General features: G+C 73.0%; 17 protein-coding genes and 1 tRNA gene. 10 read left to right on the top strand and 8 right to left on the bottom strand.

Annotated features, from left to right (window positions below):
• Nucleotides 1-113 precede the first annotated feature (113 nt).
• Nucleotides 114-800, top strand: a complete 687-nt coding sequence (locus OG906_RS31880) for a TetR/AcrR family transcriptional regulator (RefSeq protein ID WP_329447503.1) — start codon at nucleotides 114-116, stop codon at nucleotides 798-800.
• A gap of 57 nt (nucleotides 801-857) precedes the next feature.
• Here OG906_RS31880 and OG906_RS31875 read toward each other — a convergent pair whose 3' ends face one another.
• Both OG906_RS31875 and OG906_RS31870 read right to left on the bottom strand, forming a co-directional pair.
• Nucleotides 858-2372, bottom strand: coding sequence for a sensor histidine kinase (locus tag OG906_RS31875; protein WP_329447502.1), 1515 nt, complete (start codon nucleotides 2370-2372; stop codon nucleotides 858-860).
• 160 nt (nucleotides 2373-2532) lie between these two features.
• Nucleotides 2533-3210, bottom strand: coding sequence for a response regulator transcription factor (locus tag OG906_RS31870; protein ID WP_329447501.1), 678 nt, complete (start codon nucleotides 3208-3210; stop codon nucleotides 2533-2535).
• 135 nt (nucleotides 3211-3345) lie between these two features.
• Here OG906_RS31870 and OG906_RS31865 point away from each other — a divergent pair, with 135 nt between their 5' ends.
• The gene (locus OG906_RS31865; RefSeq protein WP_329447500.1) at nucleotides 3346-4038 is read left to right on the top strand and encodes a hypothetical protein; all 693 of its coding nucleotides are present in this window, start codon (nucleotides 3346-3348) and stop codon (nucleotides 4036-4038) included.
• 261 nt (nucleotides 4039-4299) lie between these two features.
• On the opposite strand, the gene OG906_RS31860 is transcribed toward OG906_RS31865, so the two are convergent.
• From OG906_RS31860 to OG906_RS31850, 3 genes are all read right to left on the bottom strand, one after another.
• Nucleotides 4300-5238 carry a GDSL-type esterase/lipase family protein gene (locus tag OG906_RS31860; protein WP_329447499.1) on the bottom strand — a complete coding sequence of 313 codons (939 nt, stop codon included), beginning with the start codon at nucleotides 5236-5238 and terminating at the stop codon, nucleotides 4300-4302.
• A 135-nt stretch (nucleotides 5239-5373) separates the two neighbouring features.
• The gene (locus OG906_RS31855; protein ID WP_329447498.1) at nucleotides 5374-6510 is read right to left on the bottom strand and encodes a M20/M25/M40 family metallo-hydrolase; all 1137 of its coding nucleotides are present in this window, start codon (nucleotides 6508-6510) and stop codon (nucleotides 5374-5376) included.
• A 115-nt stretch (nucleotides 6511-6625) separates the two neighbouring features.
• The gene (locus tag OG906_RS31850; RefSeq protein WP_329447497.1) at nucleotides 6626-7033 is read right to left on the bottom strand and encodes a RidA family protein; all 408 of its coding nucleotides are present in this window, start codon (nucleotides 7031-7033) and stop codon (nucleotides 6626-6628) included.
• A 121-nt stretch (nucleotides 7034-7154) separates the two neighbouring features.
• Here OG906_RS31850 and OG906_RS31845 point away from each other — a divergent pair, with 121 nt between their 5' ends.
• On the top strand, nucleotides 7155-7535 hold the full coding sequence (locus OG906_RS31845) for a winged helix-turn-helix transcriptional regulator (RefSeq protein WP_329447496.1): 381 nt from the start codon (nucleotides 7155-7157) through the stop codon (nucleotides 7533-7535).
• Between the two features lie 55 nt (nucleotides 7536-7590).
• On the opposite strand, the gene OG906_RS31840 is transcribed toward OG906_RS31845, so the two are convergent.
• On the bottom strand, nucleotides 7591-8187 hold the full coding sequence (locus OG906_RS31840) for a hypothetical protein (protein WP_329447495.1): 597 nt from the start codon (nucleotides 8185-8187) through the stop codon (nucleotides 7591-7593).
• Between the two features lie 208 nt (nucleotides 8188-8395).
• Between OG906_RS31840 and OG906_RS31835 the strand changes: the two genes are divergently transcribed.
• The 3 genes from OG906_RS31835 to OG906_RS31825 all read left to right on the top strand — a co-directional run bounded on the left by OG906_RS31835 (nucleotide 8396) and on the right by OG906_RS31825 (nucleotide 10649).
• Nucleotides 8396-9826, top strand: coding sequence for a carotenoid oxygenase family protein (locus OG906_RS31835; RefSeq protein ID WP_329447494.1), 1431 nt, complete (start codon nucleotides 8396-8398; stop codon nucleotides 9824-9826).
• 230 nt (nucleotides 9827-10056) lie between these two features.
• Nucleotides 10057-10131 (top strand) — tRNA-Gly (locus tag OG906_RS31830).
• A 272-nt stretch (nucleotides 10132-10403) separates the two neighbouring features.
• Nucleotides 10404-10649: a hypothetical protein gene (locus OG906_RS31825; protein ID WP_329447493.1), complete on the top strand. Its 246-nt coding sequence runs from the start codon at nucleotides 10404-10406 to the stop codon at nucleotides 10647-10649.
• A gap of 95 nt (nucleotides 10650-10744) precedes the next feature.
• Here OG906_RS31825 and OG906_RS43670 read toward each other — a convergent pair whose 3' ends face one another.
• The gene (locus OG906_RS43670; RefSeq protein ID WP_443067428.1) at nucleotides 10745-10963 is read right to left on the bottom strand and encodes a hypothetical protein; all 219 of its coding nucleotides are present in this window, start codon (nucleotides 10961-10963) and stop codon (nucleotides 10745-10747) included.
• Between the two features lie 108 nt (nucleotides 10964-11071).
• Here OG906_RS43670 and OG906_RS31815 point away from each other — a divergent pair, with 108 nt between their 5' ends.
• From OG906_RS31815 to OG906_RS31800, 4 genes are all read left to right on the top strand, one after another.
• The gene (locus OG906_RS31815; RefSeq protein WP_267797813.1) at nucleotides 11072-11284 is read left to right on the top strand and encodes a hypothetical protein; all 213 of its coding nucleotides are present in this window, start codon (nucleotides 11072-11074) and stop codon (nucleotides 11282-11284) included.
• Nucleotides 11285-11734: 450 nt separating this feature from the next.
• Nucleotides 11735-13117 (top strand): ATP-grasp domain-containing protein, encoded by a 1383-nt coding sequence (locus tag OG906_RS31810; RefSeq protein ID WP_267797814.1) that lies wholly within the window; start codon nucleotides 11735-11737, stop codon nucleotides 13115-13117.
• Nucleotides 13114-15111 (top strand): PEP/pyruvate-binding domain-containing protein, encoded by a 1998-nt coding sequence (locus OG906_RS31805; protein WP_329447492.1) that lies wholly within the window; start codon nucleotides 13114-13116, stop codon nucleotides 15109-15111. Before OG906_RS31810 ends, OG906_RS31805 begins: the two co-directional genes overlap by 4 nt.
• Nucleotides 15112-15158: 47 nt before the next feature.
• Entirely contained in the window at nucleotides 15159-16424 is a 1266-nt protein-coding gene (locus OG906_RS31800) for an MFS transporter (RefSeq protein WP_329447491.1), read from the top strand.
• On the opposite strand, the gene OG906_RS31795 is transcribed toward OG906_RS31800, so the two are convergent.
• Nucleotides 16415-17518, bottom strand: coding sequence for a helix-turn-helix transcriptional regulator (locus tag OG906_RS31795; protein WP_329447490.1), 1104 nt, complete (start codon nucleotides 17516-17518; stop codon nucleotides 16415-16417). The genes OG906_RS31800 and OG906_RS31795 overlap by 10 nt on opposite strands.
• Nucleotides 17519-17562 lie beyond the last annotated feature (44 nt).

Here is a 17562-nt window from a genome sequence, read left to right as displayed (position 1 = left end):
CCCGAAACACGTTCCGATGCGTCTGCATCGAAACAGTAACCCGGGAATCGATGCGAGCGCATCACATAAAGTGTGCGGGGATCGGGGAGCACCGGAGACAGGGAGGGACGGGCATGCCCAAGCAGGTGGACTACGGGGACCGCCGCCATCTCATCGCCGACGCCGTCTGCCGGCTCGCCGACGAACGCGGACTGGAAGGCGTCACCCTGCGCGACGTCGCCGCCCGCGCGCAGGTGTCGATGGGCGCGGTCCAGCGCTGCTTCCGCACCAAGGAGGAGATGCTCGCGTTCACCCTGGGGCGGGTGGGCGACCGGATCGGCGAGCGCATCCGTGCGCGGCTGGTGGCGAGCCCCGCGCAGTCGGCCGGTACCGCCCTGGGTCACGCGGCCACCGAGATCGCGCTGCTCCGGGAGGAACACCGAGCCGAGGCCCGGGTCTGGCTCGCGTTCGTCGCCCAGGCAGCCGTCAACGAGACCCTCGCGGCGACCCTGAAGGCCAACTACGCGGCCCTGCAAGAGGCGTTCACGCACCTCGTCGCGGAAGCCGCCCCGAGCGCCGACGGCCGCACACCCCTCGACGCGCCCCTGGACGCGTCGCACGAGGCCCGAACCCTCCTCGCCCTCACGGACGGTCTCACCACGCACGTGCTCATCGGCCACCTCACCCCGCGAGCGGCGCGGGACGTCCTGCACGCCCACCTGGCCAACCTCTGGGCGCGGACCACCGGGCCCACGACCGCCCCCACAGACCGTCCCGACCAGCCCGACCGATCCGACCGCTCCGACCGCTCCGACCGCTGAGGGGCCGGAAACCGGTCCCCGACGCCGGGCGCCGGCAACCGACCGGCACCGCGCCCCCTACCGGGGTGCGGCGTCCGTACCGGACCCGCCGCCCCGATCTCCCCGGCGCCCCGTCGACGTTGCCGACACCGACGCCGAGGCCGAGGCCGACGGCTCTGACGGGAGGCGGACGACGAGGCGGGCGCCGCGAGGATGGGGCTCCGCGGTGACGGAGCCGCCGTGATGGGCCGCCAGGTCCCGGGCGATGGCCAGCCCCAGCCCGGCCCCGCCCTGTTCGCGGCTGCGGGCGTCGTCGAGGCGGGTGAACCGTTCGAAGACCCGCTCCCGTTCCGCGGGCGGGATGCCGGGCCCGTCGTCCACGACCTCCAGTACGGCGCCCGGCGCGCCGTCCGGGTCCGGCGCGCTGCGCAGCACCACGTCCACCCGACCGTCCGCGAATCGCTGGGCGTTGTCGAGGAGGTTGGTGACGATCCGGGTCAGCCACAGTTCGTTGCCGGTGACCCGGACGCCGGCGGTGAGGGCCGTGCCGACCGGAACCCGGTCGCCGGCGCGGGCCGCGACGACGTCCCGGACGAGCTCGGTGAGGTCCAGGGGCACGGTCGGTACGGGCTGTGCGGCGTCGATCCGGGCGAGGAGCAGCAGGTCGGCCGCGAGTTGCTGGAGTCGTTCCACGTCCTCCAGCGCGCCCCCGATCAGCTCGGGCCACAGCTCCGGGTCCCGGATCGCCATGGCCACTTCCAGCTGGGTCCGCAGCACGGTGATGGGGCTGCGCAGTTCGTGGGACGCGTCGGCGATGAACCGCCGCTGGCGGATCCCGGAGGCCTCCAGCCGGTCCAGGGTGGCGTTCATCGTCTGGGCCAGGCGGGCGACCTCGTCTCGCGTGGGCGGCACGGGGACCCGGCGGTGCAGGTCCCGGTCGGAGATTCCGGCGACCTCGGCGCGGATCTGCTCGACGGGGCGCAGTGCCCGTCCGGTGACGCGCCAGGTGACGAGGGCGACGGTCGCGAGGAGGAGGGGCATGCCGATCGCGAGCGCGGCGGTGGTCGTGTCGTCGGCGGCGTCGGCGGCGCGCAGTGAGGCCCCGGCGTAGACGGTGACGATCCCGTCGGGGGTGTCGACGACGACCTGGGCCACGCGCACGCGCTGTTCGCCGCCGAACGGTCGGTCCTTCCAGGTGTGCAGGCGCAGCCCCGGGCGTTGTGGCGCGGGGGTGATGACGTCGGGTGCGGGGGCGACGGGGTCGGGTACGGCGCGGAAGGGGCCGGGGGCGGCGAGCGGTCGGGGGCTGGAGAACAGTACGGTGCCGTCCGCGGCGACCACTTGGAGGAACTCGACGCCGGGGGCGAGCGGTCGGACCCTTCCCAGGTTGCCGGTGGCGGCGAGCGCGGCCACCGACTCGGCCTGCCGCCGGGCGTCGTTCTCCGCGTTGCGCAGCAGGTTGTTCTCCAGCAGACCGATCAGGGCGAACGAGGCCGCCGTCAGGGCGGCGGCGACCACCACGCTCGCGCCGACGGTGGCCCGGGCCCGAACCGTGGTCGGCCACCAGCGCCGCGACACCACCCACCGCGCCATCCGCCGCGCCGGGCGGCGTGCCGCCGGGAACCGTCGCGGCCTCGGGGGGTCGGTCGGACTCGGGAGGTCGGTCGGGCTCGGGAGGTCGGTCGGGCTAGGGAGGTGGCGCGGTCTCGGCGGACAGGACGGCTTCGGGAATGGGCCGGGGGTGGGCTCCGGTTCAGCCACCGTCCACCGCCAGGCGGTAGCCCGCGCCTCGTACGGTCTCCAGGGCGGCCCGGCCGAACGGGGCGTCGATCTTGCGCCGGACCGCGCTCACGTGGACCTCCACGACGTTGGGGTCGCCCTCGAAGGCGCTGTCCCAGACCTGTTCGAGGATCTCCCGTTTGGGCACCACCTCGCCCGGACGCCGGGCGAGGCACTCCAGGACCGCGAACTCCCGCGCCGTCAATCGGATCTCCGTACCCGCCCGGGAGCACGCGTGTCGGGCCGGATCGACGACGAGGTCGCCGAACGCGAGGGCCTGGGGGGTGCGTCGGCCGGTGCGGCGGCCCAGCGCCCGGAGTCGGGCGACGAGCACCAGGTAGGAGAACGGTTTGGAGAGGAAGTCGTCCGCGCCCGTGTCCAGCGCCTCCGCCTCGTCGTACTCGCCGTCCTTGGCGGTGAGCATCAGGATGCCGGCCTCGTTGCCGGCGGCCCGCAGGCGGGAGCAGACCCGGTAGCCGTTCAGGCCGGGCAGCATGATGTCGAGGACGATCAGGTCGTAGTCGTGCTCGGTGGCCATCCACAGTCCCTGCGGCCCGTCGAAGGCCACGTCGACGGAGAAGCCCTCGGACTGGAGCCCCCGTTGCAGGGCCACGGCCAGTCGTCGTTCGTCCTCCACCACCAGTACGCGCATGCCGAACAGGGTCTCAGGCCCGGCCGCCGGCTTGCTGAAGGGGTCTTCAGGCGGCTTCAGGTGGGCTTCAGGTGGGGTCGCGCAAGCTCTGCACGCACCGGCCGCGGTGGCCGTTCGTCTTGAGGAGTCGCAGGCATGTCCCAGTCCGTCCCACCCTCGCCCCAGCCCGACCCGACCGTCCGGCCCGACAGCGGCGCCCAGGCGGCGCCCACCGTATCGACCGACCGGTCGCAGGTCCCCGTGCACGCCGCGGAGACCGCTCCCGGGGACCGCAAGGGGTTCGCCCGGGTCGTACCGCGGAGCAGGGGAGCCCGCTGGGCCGTGCTCGGCGCGGCCGTGGTGCTGGTCGGCGGCGCGGCGGCGGTCACGGCCGTCGCCGTGTCCGAACACCACCAGGACCGGCGCCCCGTGGGCATCCTCGGGCCGTGGATCCACGACGGGGACGGCGAGGAGCACGCCGTCCCGGGCCCCGGGGAGCGGCGGGCCGGCGACCGGCAGTCGGGGAGGAAGCACGCCGTCCCGGCCCTGCCCGGCGGGGGCGAGGACACCGGCGGGCGGGTGACCGCCCCGAGGGCGGCGCCCGCGCCGCTGCCCTCGCTGGCCGCGAAGGACGCGGTCGAGAAGGCGGCCGGCGCGGTGAGCGGCGGCTCGGTGGAGAGCCTGCGCGTCGTCGGCCAGCAGGGCGGCGGCAGTGCGTGGCTGGCCGTCGTGGTCGGGCCCGACGGTGTCCGGCACGCCGTCACCCTGTCCGGCGGGGACGGCACGGTCACCGGCAACACGGTCACCGGCGACAGGGGCACGGGCGACACGGTCGCCCCCGGCCGCTGACCTTGCCCCGCGGGCGGACGGCGGGCCCCGGGCGGCTGTCCGCCGACGTCGGGGCCCGTCCCGTACGTGCGTCCACGAGGTCCGTACGTGCGTCCACGAGGTCCGTACGTTGCCGGGTTGCGGCATGGATGCCCGCTCGGTTCCGGGCCGAGCGCCTCGGCCGTGGCTCGACGGGCTCCCCCGCCGCAGCCGGGTGAGCGTCCGGTGGGCCGTACGCGCCCACCATGACCCACCGGCGGTATCGCGCGGCGCCCGTGTCGGTCAGTGACCGATCGCTTCGAGGTGTCGGTGGAGAGCCGCGTGGCCCTCGGGTGTGGGGTGGAGCCCGTCGGCGAGGAGTTCGGGGCGGTCCCGCAGCGGCTCCCACAGGTCGAGGAAGTCGACGTGGTTGTCCTCGGACCAGGTCCGCAGCGACTCGCGCAGTTCCAGGGCCCGTTCCCGGGTGAAACAGAGGCCCTCGTAGTCGCGGGTGCGTTCCTCGTCGATCCACGACGGTCCCGCGACGACGAGGCGCGCGTTGCGATCGAGGGCGGCGGCTGCCAGGGCACCGAGACGCGCCGTGAGGTCCGGCGCGGCGTCGCGTCCGGTTCTCGGGGCGGCGAGCGGCCGGGCCGAGTCGTTGATGCCGGCGGCGACGAGGAGGGTGTCGGGCAGGCGTGCGTCCAACAGTGCGGGGGTCTGCTCGGCGACGTCGGCCAAGGTGCTGCCGGGGACGGCCAGGTTGAAGACCCGGTGGTCGGTCTCGTTCCGTGCGATGTGGGTGGCCGCCAGGCGGGCCGCCCAGCCTCCCCGCGGGTCACAGCGTCCGTAGGCGATGCTGTCGCCCACGATCACGATGCGCGCCGCGGCACGCAACGGCTTCGCGTCCAGGTAGGCCCAGACGGTCTCCCCCGAGGAGAGCCGGACGCGCCTGCGGGTGTAGTCGTCGACCTCGTAGGCGTCGGCGGCGGCGAGTTCCCGATCGGTGAGGTGCAGCACGGCGCCGTCGACGGTGGCGCCGAAGCTGCGCTCCAGGGTGAGGTGTACGTCCAGGCCGCTCGCGGCGATCACGGCCTGGTCGGTGATCGGCAGGGGCCGGGTCGTGTGGCCGGCCAGGGACGCCGGGCCGGTGGGCACGGCTCGGCCGAAGAGAGCGGTCTGTACCCGCTCGTCCATCAGCGTGCCGAAGGAGAACAGGGCGTGGGCGCGTGTGCCGGTCACGGTGAGCTGGATGCCTTCTCGTCAGGGGTGGGGCAACTCACCCTAAGGGCCGCTGCGGAACGCGACGACCGGGCGGGCATCCTTCGATGTCCCGGGGCCCGTGAGGTGTACGACGGGCACGCCGCTCGGCGCGGGCTACGGGGCGTCGGTGGCCGAACGTCGCTCGTCCTCCTGTGCGTTGCGAATCGCGCGCACCAGTCCTGCCACGAGGTTCGCGCGCTCGGCCATGGCGTCGATCACCAGGTACTCGTGGTCCGCGTGGGCGCCGCCGCCGACCGCTCCGAGGCCGTCGAGCGTGGGCACCCCCAGCGCGGCGGTGAAGTTGCCGTCGCTTCCGCCGCCGACCGAGCTGCCTTCGATACCGGGAAGCAACCGCTGTGCCAGCGCGAAGAGTTCGGCGGACGCCTCCACGGGCATGGGGGGTCGGCCGACGGCTCCCTCGACGCTGATCTCCGCTCCGTCCAGGTGCGGGGCGAGCGCCGCGAACGCGGACTCGACGCGCTCCTTCTCGGCGGTCGACTCGACCCGGACGTCGACGACGACGGTCGCCTCGGCGGGGACGACGTTGTCCAGGGTGCCGGCCGCCGCGACCGTCGGGGTGACCGTGGTTCCGATGTCGGGTCGGCCCAACTCCGCGATGCGCAACACCTGGTGTGAGGCTTCGATGAGGGCGTTCACACCGGCCGCGGGTTCGAGGCCCGCGTGTGAGGCCCGGCCGGTGACGGAGACCCGGAAGGTGCCGCAGCCCTTGCGGCCGGTCTTCAGTCCGCCGCCGTCGGCCGCTCCCTCGAAGACGAGCACGGCGCCGCACGCGAGGGCCCGTTCCTCGATGAGGGCGCGGGAGGAGCCGGAGCCGACCTCCTCGTCGGCGGTCACCAGGATCTCGACGCCCGACCGGTCGTCGAGCGACGCGAGGCCGTGGACGGCCTGCACCAGTCCGCCCAGCATGTCGAAGACCCCGGGGCCCGTCGCGTGCCCGTCCTCGACCGTGAAGGGGCGGCGGGCGAGCGTGCCGAGGGGGAACACCGTGTCGTGGTGGCCGAGGACGAGGACCTGCGGTTCCCCGCCGCCCGACCAGTGGACGTGCGGTCCGGCCTCGCTGTCCACGAGGACGGCCCGCCCGCCGAGACGGCTTTCGACGAGAGCGGCGACGGCACGGGCCGATGCCGCCAGGGCGTCGACGTCGCGCGACGGGGACTCGACCTCGACGAGCTTCCTGAGGTCCTCGATCATCGCGTCGACACTCACGCCCGCGCTCTGGTGCATCGTCATGGGGGCAAGATTAGCCGGCCCGCCGAGACGGACACCCACGCCCCCGCGCCGCGCCCCGGACGCCCACGCCCCACGCCCCCGCGGCACCCGCGACACCCGCTCGAGGGGCACCTGCTCAGTCGAGGACGGCGATGGCCTCCACCTCGACGAGGTGGTCGGGCACGTCCAGCGCCGCGACCCCCACCAGCGTGCCCGGCGCCATCGGCGTGACGCCCAGTTTCGCCGCCGCCCGGGCCACGCCTGCCATGAACGAGGGCATCTTGTCGGGCGTCCAGTCGACGACGTGGACGTTCAGTTTCGCCACGTCGTCGAAGGTGCCGCCGACCTCGGCCAGGGCGGTGGCGACGTTGAGGTAGCACTGCTCGACCTGGGTGGCGAGGTCCCCTTCACCGATCGTGGCGCCGTCGGCGTCCCAGGCGACCTGCCCGGCGATGAAGACCAGCCTCGAACCGGTCGCGACCGCGACCTGCCGGTAGGCATCGATCTTCGGGAGTCCGTCGGGGTTCACCAGCGTGATGGCCATGCTGCCCTCCTCGTCACGCGAGCGCACGGCGCGCGCGCTCGCTCTCTTGTGGTTACTCGGGAACCGTAGGAGAGTGTGGGCTGACATGGAAGAACGCACTTTCCAGTGACTGAGGAACCTCATGGTGACCCAGCAGTTCAGCGGCTCGCCCGACGAAGCGGACCTGACGCGCGCGGACTCCCTCGCGCGCGAGATCTTCTCCGACATCGCCAACAAGTGGGCCTTGTTGATCATCGACGTGCTGGCGGAACGAACCCTGAGGTTCAGTGAGCTGCGGGGCGAGATCCAGGGCATCAGCCACAAGATGCTGACGCAGAACCTGCGCATGATGGAGCGCTACGGCCTCGTCGACCGGTGCGTGCACCCCACCGTGCCGCCCCGGGTCGAGTACACCCTCACCGAGCCGGGCCGCGCCCTGCGGCAGACGGTCCACGGCATGTGCGACTGGACTCACCAGTACCTCGGTCACATCGAGGCGTCCAGGCAGCGCTTCGACGCCTGACGGTCGAAGCCGCCCGGCCCTTCCGCCTCTCACCCCAACCCCGGGGGCGGCGGCCTCATGTGAGGGCGGCGAAGGCCGCCACGGAACAGACCAGGCCGCTTCCGATCAGGACGACGAGCGCGATGCCGGCCAGGACGCCGCCCGGCGCGTCCGGGCGCGGACCGAGGCGGATCGGTATCCGACCGTAGGGATCGCGGGTCACCTCCACGGACGCACCCATGTCGGGCGCCCCTGCCCCCATCAGCTCCAAACGCCGCACCCCACCGTCGTCCGGGAGTCGCACGTCGATGGACGTGACCTCCTTGTCGACGCCGCCGAACGGGTCGGACGTACGGATCCACCCGGTCACCACGGCCTGCGTGGTCACGCCCCGGTCGTGCATCGCCTGTTCCTCGCGCATGTCGGTCCGGATCCAGGTCAGCGCGAGCCACGCCACGTTCAGGACCAGCAGGGCCGCCACCGCGATCATGGCGTCGCGCCTGGCCAACCAGGCCATGCCGGCCCACAGGGCGAGCGTCGTACCGACGAAGACCAGGACCGTGGTCCAGCCGCCGTTTCCCGCCCACACGACCCGCACGGACCCGTAGGCCGTCGCGGCCGCGATCACCGGCGGCAGGATCCACCCCCCGACCCGCAGCGCCTTCCTCAGCATGCGTACCCCCCGCCCCACCCAACGGCCCCCGCGCGTCGTGGCCTTGTCCTACCCACCCCCACGGCGCGCACCCCCGCGGCCGGCCCCGCCCCCGTCACCCGCGTGGCCCTCCCCGGTGGCCGGCCGGCCCGGAAGTGGCAGTGCACCGCTCGCGGCGGTTGACTGGCTTCGAGGGCAGCCGCACGCCTTCCGCCCCTTGGAGGTCCCCATGACCACCCACGCCACGGCCTTCGACCCCACCCGCACGGCCCATCTCAACGGACGGTTCGCCCCCGTCACCGAGGAGGTGGACGTCGTCGACCTCGACGTCGTCGGGGAGCTGCCCGAGGATCTGGACGGCCTCTACCTGCGCAACGGCCCCAACCCTCGCTTCACCCCGATCGGGTCCTTCCTGTACCCCATCGACGGGGACGGGATGCTGCACGGCGTGTGGCTCTCGGGAGGCCGCGCCCGCTACGGCAACCGCTTCGTGCGCACCCCCGCGGTCCTCGCGGAGGAGAAGGCGGGCCATGCCCTGTGGGGCGGGCTGGAATCCATGATCACGCCCGGTCCGGACGTCGTGGGCCCCGACCTCGCCCACACCTTCAAGAACCTCCCCGACATCAATGTCGTCCGGCACGCGGGGCGCCTGCTCGCCCTGGCCGAATCCGACTGCCCCTTCCGCATGGGCCCCGACCTGGAGACGCTCGGCAAGGAGACCTTCGGCGGGCGACTGCCGGCCGGCATCACCGCCCACCCCAAGATCGACCCGGCCACGGGGGAGATGGTCGTCTTCTGCTACGCCCTCGAACCGCCCTATCTGACCTGGTCCGTCATCGACCCGGACGGGACGGTGGGGCGCGGCCCGACCCCGATCGACGGGGTGGACGAGCCGCTGATGATCCACGACATGGCCCTCACCTCCCGCCATCTCGTGCTGATCCTGGCGCCGGCGTTCTTCGACATCGCGGGCGCCATGCGGGGCGACTCGTTCCTGACCTGGCGTCCTGAACGGGGGACCCGCATCGCACTCGTGCCGCGCGACGGGGGTCCGGTGCGCTGGGCGAGCGACGAGGCGTTCTGGGCCTGGCACACCGTGAACGCGTACGAGGACACGGCCGCCGGCGTCGTCGTCCTCGACTACGTCCAGTGGCCCGCGCTCTCCCTCGGCGAGGACCTCGTCCGGGGCGCCACCGCGCACCGGGGTCTGACCCGGGCCGTCATCGACCCCGTGGCGGGCACCGTACGACGCACCCAGCTCGACGACGCACCCGTCGAGTTCCCCCGCGTCGACGACCGCCTCCTCACCCGCCCCCACGGCACGATCGCCGTCGCGGCGGGCAGCGGACGCACCGACGGACTGCTTCCCGGGGAGTACGACGCCCTGCGCTGGTACTCCACCGACGAGACGGGCCTCGGCGCACGGACCTGGGACGCGGGCGACCTCTCGGTCGGCGAACCCGTCTACGCGCCGACGCCCGGCACCCGCGACGGCGAACACGGCTACTGGCTGACCTTCGCCACCGACCGCACCGACAACTCCAGCCTGCTGCTCGTCATCCCCGCCCACGATCCGGCGCGGGGCCCCTGCGCACGGATCCGCATCCCGGTCCGCGTGCCGCTCGGCCTCCACGGGGCCTGGCTGCCCACCGAGGAGTAGCGGACCGGACCGCGGGGCTTCCGTTCCGGGGAGTACGGCCCTAAGACCGCCGGCCCTGCCCCCGGCCCCGGTACTCCGACGCCCCACCAGAAACCCCGCTGTTCCGCCTCGGTGACCTAGTCGGACACCGACCGCCCCTCCCCGCGCGCCGAGTTGCCAACCCACCCCGATTGTCGTCTAGGATGGTGATCACCTTGAGGGGATCGGCCACGGACCGCCTCCTCATGCGTGCGGATGTAGTTCAGTAGCAGAACGTCCCCCTTCCAGGGGGAAAACGCAGTGTGCGATCCCTGCCATCCGCTCCATCTCACCCCGCCGGCCTGCGGCTCGTGCCAAGCCGGGCAGCTCCCTTCGACGGGACGCATACCCTCCCGAGGCATCGGCGGCGTTCGCGTCCGTACCGGATCGTCCTCGCCCCACTCCCCTGTTCGACCCCTCGCAGGACACGCAGTTCACCTTCCGCACCCCCGGCGCGCGCGGCGACGCCTCGCGCCCCCGCCCCTGGCGGAAGGTGGCGACCAGTGGCGCATTGCCCGGTGCGCGTGACCATTCCGGGCGCCTGACAGTTGAATCGCGTATGAAGTCCGAACAGGCCGCGTTCTCGCGGGCACCACTCGACGGCGAACTCTGGCGCGACGCTTTGACCCACCAGGACAGCTGTACGTGCCGGCACCCACCCCAACCCGCGGCATCGACACCCGGCGCCCCGGTCACGGGACGGCCCGCCGCCGACAACAGGGCGACGGGGCTGGCGCGTCACGGCATGCTCGCGCTCTCCACGCTCACGGTCATCAGCGCCATCCTCACCGTCACCACCAACTGAGGCGGCGGGCCGGCTCCCGGCGAGGCGACCGGGGCCGGCCCCCGATCGGGGCCACGGGAACCGGCGTCACGGGGTCCGCGCCACGACCGCCGGTGCTACAGGGAACCGAAGTCGAGGATGGTGATCGAGCCGTCCTCGGCCAGGGGGCAGCCCGGATTGTGGGCGATCTCCCACAGATGCCCGTCGGGATCGGCGAAGTATCCCGCGTAGCCCCCGTCCGCACGGGTGGAACAGTCCGCCCCAGCGTTGCGGAAGGCAACATTCCGCAGCGGAGGGGCGTGTCCCCCGCCCTCGCAGAATCGTTCTTCCGTCATGATCACCACGCCCGACCCGGCGACCTCCGCCCCCGGCGCCCCGCCGTCCCGCCCCTCGCGACCTCACCCGCCCGCCCGAGGCCGCGGCGACGCCCCCCGGACCCGAGCGTGATCGGCCCGCCCGCCTGCCAGGGCTGCTCGCATCCCCTCTACACGGTCAGCACGCGGGAGTCCGGCGAGGGCACGACGGCCGCCCAATGGGAAGTCGACCACGCCTTTCCCGGCCGGTGCACGTACACCCCGATGTTTCCGCTGACCGGATCCGCCGCCGACGTCCACGACCTGCCCTACGCGGAACACGTCCTGCGCCACCGCGACTGAACGCCCCCGGGTGCGCGCGCCCACCGCCCCGGACCCGGACCCGGCGCCGCACCCGCCCTTCCCCTCACGCGACACGCCCCGCGCCCCGCGCTTCGGCGCGCCTGCGTTCCAGCTCGGCGCCCGCCCCCACTTACCGGCCTCCTTTTGCCGCCCTCCCGACACGGACCCGCCTGCCGCGGACCCGGCTCCCGGCCCGGACCACCCGGTCGACGTCGAGAACCCGTGATCGTCTCCGGCTCCGTGCGGGTGGCTGAAACTCCCTCGTTCCGCGCCCACTTGACGGGCTCGGTTGTTTGGCGAACGCCTAACCGAGTAGGGGTACAGACGTGCGTCCACCGTTCCCCGTCGTGCTCTAGTTGCCCCTGGTCCGTACGCGGTGTCACCCCGTACGGATCGTCCCCCGACGCCGCCGCAGCGCCACGCGGCGTCCCCCTCGACCCCGGGAGCACCATGACCCCGATCCTCTTCGTCTATGCCAAGGGCGGCCCTCCGCTGGAGTACGCGATACCGAGAATCGCGGCCCACGCCGACGTGCACGTCCTGGCGCTCGCACCGCTCCCCCGCACCACCGAGTCGGTGTGGCTGCCCGCGTGCGCGTCGGTCACCTCGGTGCGGCCCCGCGAGGGGGTGGAACTGGTCGATCTGATCTGTTCCCACGCCCGCCGCGTCGGCGCCGCCGCGGTGCTGACGCTGTCGGAGTACGCGGTCGTGGCCGTGGCCCACGCCAGTCTGCGGCTCGGGCTGCGCGGCGCCGGTGAGCGGGTCGCGGGGGCCCGGGACAAGCGCCTGATGCGCCGGATCTGGCGTGACGCGGGGGTGCCGGTACCGGGGTTCAAGGAGGTCCACACGCCGGAGGACATCGCGGCCGCCTTCGAGGAACTGACGCCGCCGCTGCTGCTGAAGGCCGCCTGGAGCGCGGGCTCCACGGCCCACCTCACCGTGTGGAACGAGCAGCAGGCCGAGGAGGCGTGGAAGACCGGCCGTTCCGTCATGGAGGCCTCGTCCGCGCAGGGATACGCGGAACTGCACGCCGCGGACGAGGGCGTCAGCGATTTCCTGCTGGAGGAGATCGTGACCGGCGAGGCCTCCGACTGGTTCGACGAGGCCGGTTGGGGCGACTACGCGAGCGTGGAGGGGATCGTCGCCGACGGCCGGTACCACCCGCTGTGCATCACCGGCCGGATGCCCACCATCGCGCCCTTCACGGAGCGTGCGAGCCTGGCTCCGGCCGCCCTCCCGCATGCCCTTCAGCGCCGGATCGAGGAGGTCTCGCGCGCCGCCGTCGACGCGCTCGGGCTCGACACCTGTGCCACCCACACCGAGATCAAACTCGGTGCGGACGGGGCCATGTGGCTGATCGAGACGGCGGCCCGGTTCGGCGGGGTGATGACCACACGGCAGGTGGAGACCGTCTTCGGCCTCGACATGATCGGCATGCTGGTGTGCGAGTTGCTCGGCCGGGACGTCGACTACCCGCGGCGGATGCTGACGGAGGGCGAGGGCGCGGCCGGGTCGCTCGTCGTCCTCGCCGTCGATCCCGAGGGCCGGCCCTGGAGCGAGCTCCCGACCTGGGACTTCGAGGCGGTCGACTGGCCGGCCCTGCTCGCGCCCGGTTCCCGCGTCGAGTTGGTGCGGGAGCACAGCCTCCCGCCGGGCAGCCGGGTGCCGGTGTACGAGGAGGCGGGAGGCGCCAACTCCATGGCGGCGCTGTGCTTCCTCACAGCCGAGTCCGGGCCGGACCTGTTGGCCGACTGCGGCCGGATCCTCGCGGCCCTGCCGCACGCCCTCGGCGCCCCGTCCGCCGACCTTCCGACGCCCGGGAGCACCGCATGACGAACGCCGGCACCATCCCCGTACCGTCCCCCCGGGGCGCGGCCGTGGACACCCTGCTCACGCTGCCCCTGTTCGAGCAGCTGGCCGGGGTGTTGGGCGGGCACCCGTACGTGAAGGTCGTCGTCGACCGGGAACAGGGTCTCTGGCACGTCCTCGACAGCGCCGTGCACTCCTTCCACGTCAACTACATAGCCACCGAGGTCGTGGGACTGACCCTGGAACAGCTCGACGCCCGGCTCGATCGGTTCAACCACGACGTCTACCAGGATCCCGAGCGACGGTTCCTGCTCGGCGTGCTGTCGCTGCACTCCCGGGGAGGCCCGGAGCAGGACGAGCCGTTCATGGTCCTGGAGACCACCGAGGCCGACACCATGGGCGCGGACCTGCTGATCGAGTTCCACGCCTTCGTGCGGGCACACCTGGATCCCGCGCTGGAACTGCTGGTGAAGCCGGCCAACCACGGGCAGGAGAACGCCCTCGCGGCGGTGCCCGAGACCGTGGTGCCCCGCGCCCGGGGGCACGCGTTGTTCGCGACCGCGCCCTTCGTGCCGTTGACGCTCGCCTCGGCGACCGGCCGGCTGCGCGCCTTCGCCTCCGGCGAGGAGTACCGGGCCGCACGCGCGGACCTGACCTGGTACGACATCGTTGCCATGCCCGTCGTCCCCGACGACATCCCGCGCCTCGCGGGGCTGCTCAACGCCCTGCCCACCACCCCGCTGTCGCACACCAACATGCTGGCGGCCGGTTGGGGCATCCCCAACGCCATCGTCCGCGGCATCCTCGACACGATCGCGGACGAGAAGCTGGACGGCGCCTGGGTCCGCTACGAGGTCACCGCCGAGGGCTTCGTCGTCGAACGCGCCGAGGAGCCGTCGGACCTCGCGGAGCCGACCTGGCACACGCAGCGGGTCCGTCTCGACGCCCCGCACGTGACGGACGTACCGCTCGTGCCGCTGTCCGCGTTGCGTGCCCGCGACCGGAACCGCTACGGCACCAAGGCGGCCAATCTCGGTGAACTGCACCACGTGCTGCGTCACGGCTCCGGCCGGCTGACCGGCTACTACTCCGTGCCGCGCCCGCCCCGGACCGATCTGCTCGGTCACCTGGGCGCCCGGCTGGAGATGCCCGCCGACGGCGATCTCGCCCAGTACGCCGGGGAGTTCCTGGCCCGGCACGTCCAGGCACCGGCGGGGATCGCCGTGCCCTTCTCCGTCCAACAGCGTTTCCTGGACTCCTCGCCCGCCGTGCAACAGTGCATCGGCAAGCTGAAGATGGCCTTGGAGCTGAACGCCATGGACGCCGTGGACACGGTCTGCGTCCAGTTGCAGCACCTGGTGCGCACCCTCCCGGTGCCCGAGGACCTGGTGCGCGCCCTGGACACCCGGCTGGTCGAGCACCTGGCGGGCACGAGTCGCTTCGCGGTGCGCTCCTCGTCGAACGCCGAGGACCTGCCAGGCTTCTCCGCGGCCGGCATCTACGAGTCCCACACCAAGGTCACCGATCTGCCGGGCCTGTTGGACGCGATCCGTCAGGTGTGGGCGTCCCTGCTGTCCCCGCGCAGTGTGCGGCTGCGCCATCAGGCCGGCATCTCGCTGGACGACACGTACATGGGGGTGATCGTCCAGCGCTACGAGCCGTCCCCGCTCGGAGGCGTCATGGTCACCTGCAACCCGACGAACCGGGCCGACTTCCGGAACGTGTACCTCAACTGCGCGCACGGTTCCACGGCCGACGTGGTCGACGGCCGGACGATGCCCCTGCAGTACCTGTACAACACGGTCGAGGGCGGCGGTCGCACGATCTCGCTCGGGGCGGCCGAGCAGGACCTGGACCTGGAGACGCAGGCCCACCTGGGCCGGCTGGCGCTGGCGGGCCGCCTGCTCCAGTCCCATTTCGCCGCGGACTACACCTTCGCCGGACCGCTCGACGTCGAATGGCTGCTCGGGCCCGGAGGCGCGCTCCACATCCTCCAGCTCAGGCCGTACAGCGCCTGATCCTGCCCGCACTCCCCCGCGTTCCGCCCCATCCGAAGGTCACTCCCATGCCCATCTCCCTGCGTGCGCGCGTGAAACGCCGCGTCCGCCCACCCGCCGCGGTGCTCCGTGTGATCCGCCTGAACAACGGCTTCCAGCTCCTGTTCAACCTGCTGTGGTGGATGCCGGTCTTCTACCAGTACCAGAAGCAGGCGGGTCTTTCGGACAGCCAGATCTTCGGCATCCAGAGCGTCTACTACGTGGCGTTCTGCCTGCTGGAGATACCCACCGGCTTCATCGCCGACCGCATCGGACAGCGCCGTTGCATGCAGCTCGGGGCGGCCGTGATGACGGCGGCGAACCTCCTGCCGGTCGCCTCGCCCTCCTTCGCGGGTTTCATGGCGCACTTCCTGGCCATCGCCGCAGCCCGCTCGCTGGTCTCCGGGGCGTCCAGCGCGTACCTGTACGAGTACCTGCACGAGCACGGTGCGGGAGAGCACTACGTACAGGCCGAGGGGACGGCCCGGGCGCTCGGCCTGTGGGCGAAGATCGCCTGCTGGCCGCTGGTCGGCGTCCTGATGCACGTCCGGCACGAGGCCCCGTACGTGCTGACCGCGCTCTCCACGCTCGGCTCGCTGGCCTGCGCCGCGGCCCTTCCGGCCATCGCGGAACGACACGGCGGGCCGCGGCCGACCGCGGAACGCGTCGGACTCCTCGACTCGGCCCGCCAGGCCCTGAAGGTGCTCGGGACGTCGCGGTCGCTCGGGCCACTGATGGTGCAGGGCGTGGCCATCTTCACGCTCGCGCGGATCTGCCAGGTCAACCTCTTCCAACCGCTGCTCCTGGAGAAGGACCTGCCGGTCGCCGATCACGGTGCGGTGCTGTCGGCGATGACGGTCGCGGAGGCCGTCGGATCGGCCCGGACCGGCTGGTTGCGCAGCAGACTCTCCGACACCACGGTGGTGACCGTCCTGAGCGTGGTCATGGCGCTCACCCTCGCGGCCACCACGCTGTCGGGGGCCCTGGGCACCATCGCGTGGCTGTGCGTGTTCGCCGCGGCGGCGGGCCTCGCGTACCCGGTGCAACGCAACCTGATCAACGCGGCCATCCCGCCGACCCCGTACCGGGCGACCCTGCTCTCGGTGGAGTCCATCATCGACCGCGGCGTGTGCGCGCTGGTGGCACTGGCCGTCGGCGCCTACCTGGCGGCGGACCGCCTGGACGCGCTCCTCGTGCACGCGGCGGTGGGCACCTGTCTGCTGTTGCTCGTCGTGGGCGTCGTGCTGTGGCGGCTGCGGCGTGACGGGGTGCGGCAGGCCGTCGGTCAGCCCTGACAGGCCGGGACGGCGGCGCGCGGGGGCCACACCCCGGTGTCGAGGATGCCGAGCGTGTAGGCGCGCGCCACCAGGGCCGGGCGTGATTCCGCGTCGAGTGCTCCGCGCAGTCGGCGCAAGTGGTAGTCCAGCGCCTGGCGGGAGAGGCCCAGGTCGGTGGCGATGGCCCCGTTGGACCGGCCGGCCGCCATCAGGGAGAGGACCCGCAGTTGGACGGGGCTCACCCGGGCGGGGGCGTCGAACCCGACGCTCAGGGAGGTCAGTACGGCCGAGACCCGGTCGGGAGCGCCCTGGCGCCGGACCACCGCGAGGTCGGCCCGCAGGACCTTGCTCTCGCCCGAGGCCGTGCCGCAGACGACGGAGCACGTGCGCCGGGACGCCTTGCCGGCGACCAGGTCCACCCAGGCGCGCCGCACCGTCCGGGCGTCACCGCGCAGGTGTCCGATGGCTCGGGTGCCCTCCAGGGAGGCGCGGTCGCCCCCGAGCAGTTCGGCGACTCCTCCACTGACCCGCTGTACCCGGCCGCGCAGGTCGAGGGTCACGATGGCCAGCCCCGAGCGCTCCCACAGGGCGTGGAGTTCCTCGGCGGCGACGGCCTTGTCCTCCAGGGCCCTGGCCTGGTCGGTGACGTCCGTGTAGATGCCGCCCACGCGCAGGCCCCGGCCGTGGTCCAGGACGAACCGGTGCCCGGTGACCTGGCGGGGCGTCCCGTCGGGGTGGCGGAAGACGAGGGTGTGGCGGACCGGCCGGCGGGACGACAGCACCTCGCGGTCCAGGGCCCGGAACACGGCGGCGTCGTCGGGGGCGTCGATCTCCTCCACGGTCCGGCCGACCACGGCGTGCGGCTCCATGCGGTACAGGTGGGCGTAGGCCGCGTTCACCCACAGGTACCGGCCCTGTCCGTCGCGGATGAAGGCGGGCGCGGGGGCGTACGCGGCGAGGGCCTCGAACCATCGCGCCGCTTCCGGGACGTCCCGGTCGCCGCCGGCGCCCCGCGCCGGTTCCCCGGGCCGCCCGGACTCCCCGCTCCACGCCGGCTCCCTGCCCCCGCCGGCCGCCGGCCGTACCTGTCCGTGTTCGTTCTTCGCGTACATGCCTGTTTCTGTCTCTCGGGTCTCCGCTCGCGACTCGCCCTCCC

The organism is Streptomyces sp. NBC_01426, from assembly GCF_036231985.1.
GTDB lineage: Bacteria > Actinomycetota > Actinomycetes > Streptomycetales > Streptomycetaceae > Streptomyces.
Note: the sequence above shows the minus strand (reverse complement) of the source record. Positions and strands in the feature narration are given on the sequence as shown.

Excerpts from the sequence above, each read along its gene's own strand:
- OG906_RS31825 (WP_329447493.1), top strand. The coding sequence starts at position 10,404 with ATGAAGTCCGAACAGGCCGCGTTCTCGCGGGCACCACTCGACGGCGAA.
- OG906_RS31795 (WP_329447490.1), bottom strand. The coding sequence starts at position 17,518 with ATGTACGCGAAGAACGAACACGGACAGGTACGGCCGGCGGCCGGCGGG.
- OG906_RS31880 (WP_329447503.1), top strand. The coding sequence starts at position 114 with ATGCCCAAGCAGGTGGACTACGGGGACCGCCGCCATCTCATCGCCGAC.
- OG906_RS31865 (WP_329447500.1), top strand. The coding sequence starts at position 3,346 with ATGTCCCAGTCCGTCCCACCCTCGCCCCAGCCCGACCCGACCGTCCGG.
- OG906_RS31840 (WP_329447495.1), bottom strand. The coding sequence starts at position 8,187 with ATGCTGAGGAAGGCGCTGCGGGTCGGGGGGTGGATCCTGCCGCCGGTG.
- OG906_RS43670 (WP_443067428.1), bottom strand. The coding sequence starts at position 10,963 with ATGACGGAAGAACGATTCTGCGAGGGCGGGGGACACGCCCCTCCGCTG.
- OG906_RS31845 (WP_329447496.1), top strand. The coding sequence starts at position 7,155 with ATGGTGACCCAGCAGTTCAGCGGCTCGCCCGACGAAGCGGACCTGACG.
- OG906_RS31875 (WP_329447502.1), bottom strand. The coding sequence starts at position 2,372 with ATGGCGCGGTGGGTGGTGTCGCGGCGCTGGTGGCCGACCACGGTTCGG.
- OG906_RS31810 (WP_267797814.1), top strand. The coding sequence starts at position 11,735 with ATGACCCCGATCCTCTTCGTCTATGCCAAGGGCGGCCCTCCGCTGGAG.
- OG906_RS31805 (WP_329447492.1), top strand. The coding sequence starts at position 13,114 with ATGACGAACGCCGGCACCATCCCCGTACCGTCCCCCCGGGGCGCGGCC.
- OG906_RS31835 (WP_329447494.1), top strand. The coding sequence starts at position 8,396 with ATGACCACCCACGCCACGGCCTTCGACCCCACCCGCACGGCCCATCTC.
- OG906_RS31800 (WP_329447491.1), top strand. The coding sequence starts at position 15,159 with ATGCCCATCTCCCTGCGTGCGCGCGTGAAACGCCGCGTCCGCCCACCC.
- OG906_RS31855 (WP_329447498.1), bottom strand. The coding sequence starts at position 6,510 with ATGACGATGCACCAGAGCGCGGGCGTGAGTGTCGACGCGATGATCGAG.
- OG906_RS31870 (WP_329447501.1), bottom strand. The coding sequence starts at position 3,210 with ATGCGCGTACTGGTGGTGGAGGACGAACGACGACTGGCCGTGGCCCTG.
- OG906_RS31850 (WP_329447497.1), bottom strand. The coding sequence starts at position 7,033 with ATGGCCATCACGCTGGTGAACCCCGACGGACTCCCGAAGATCGATGCC.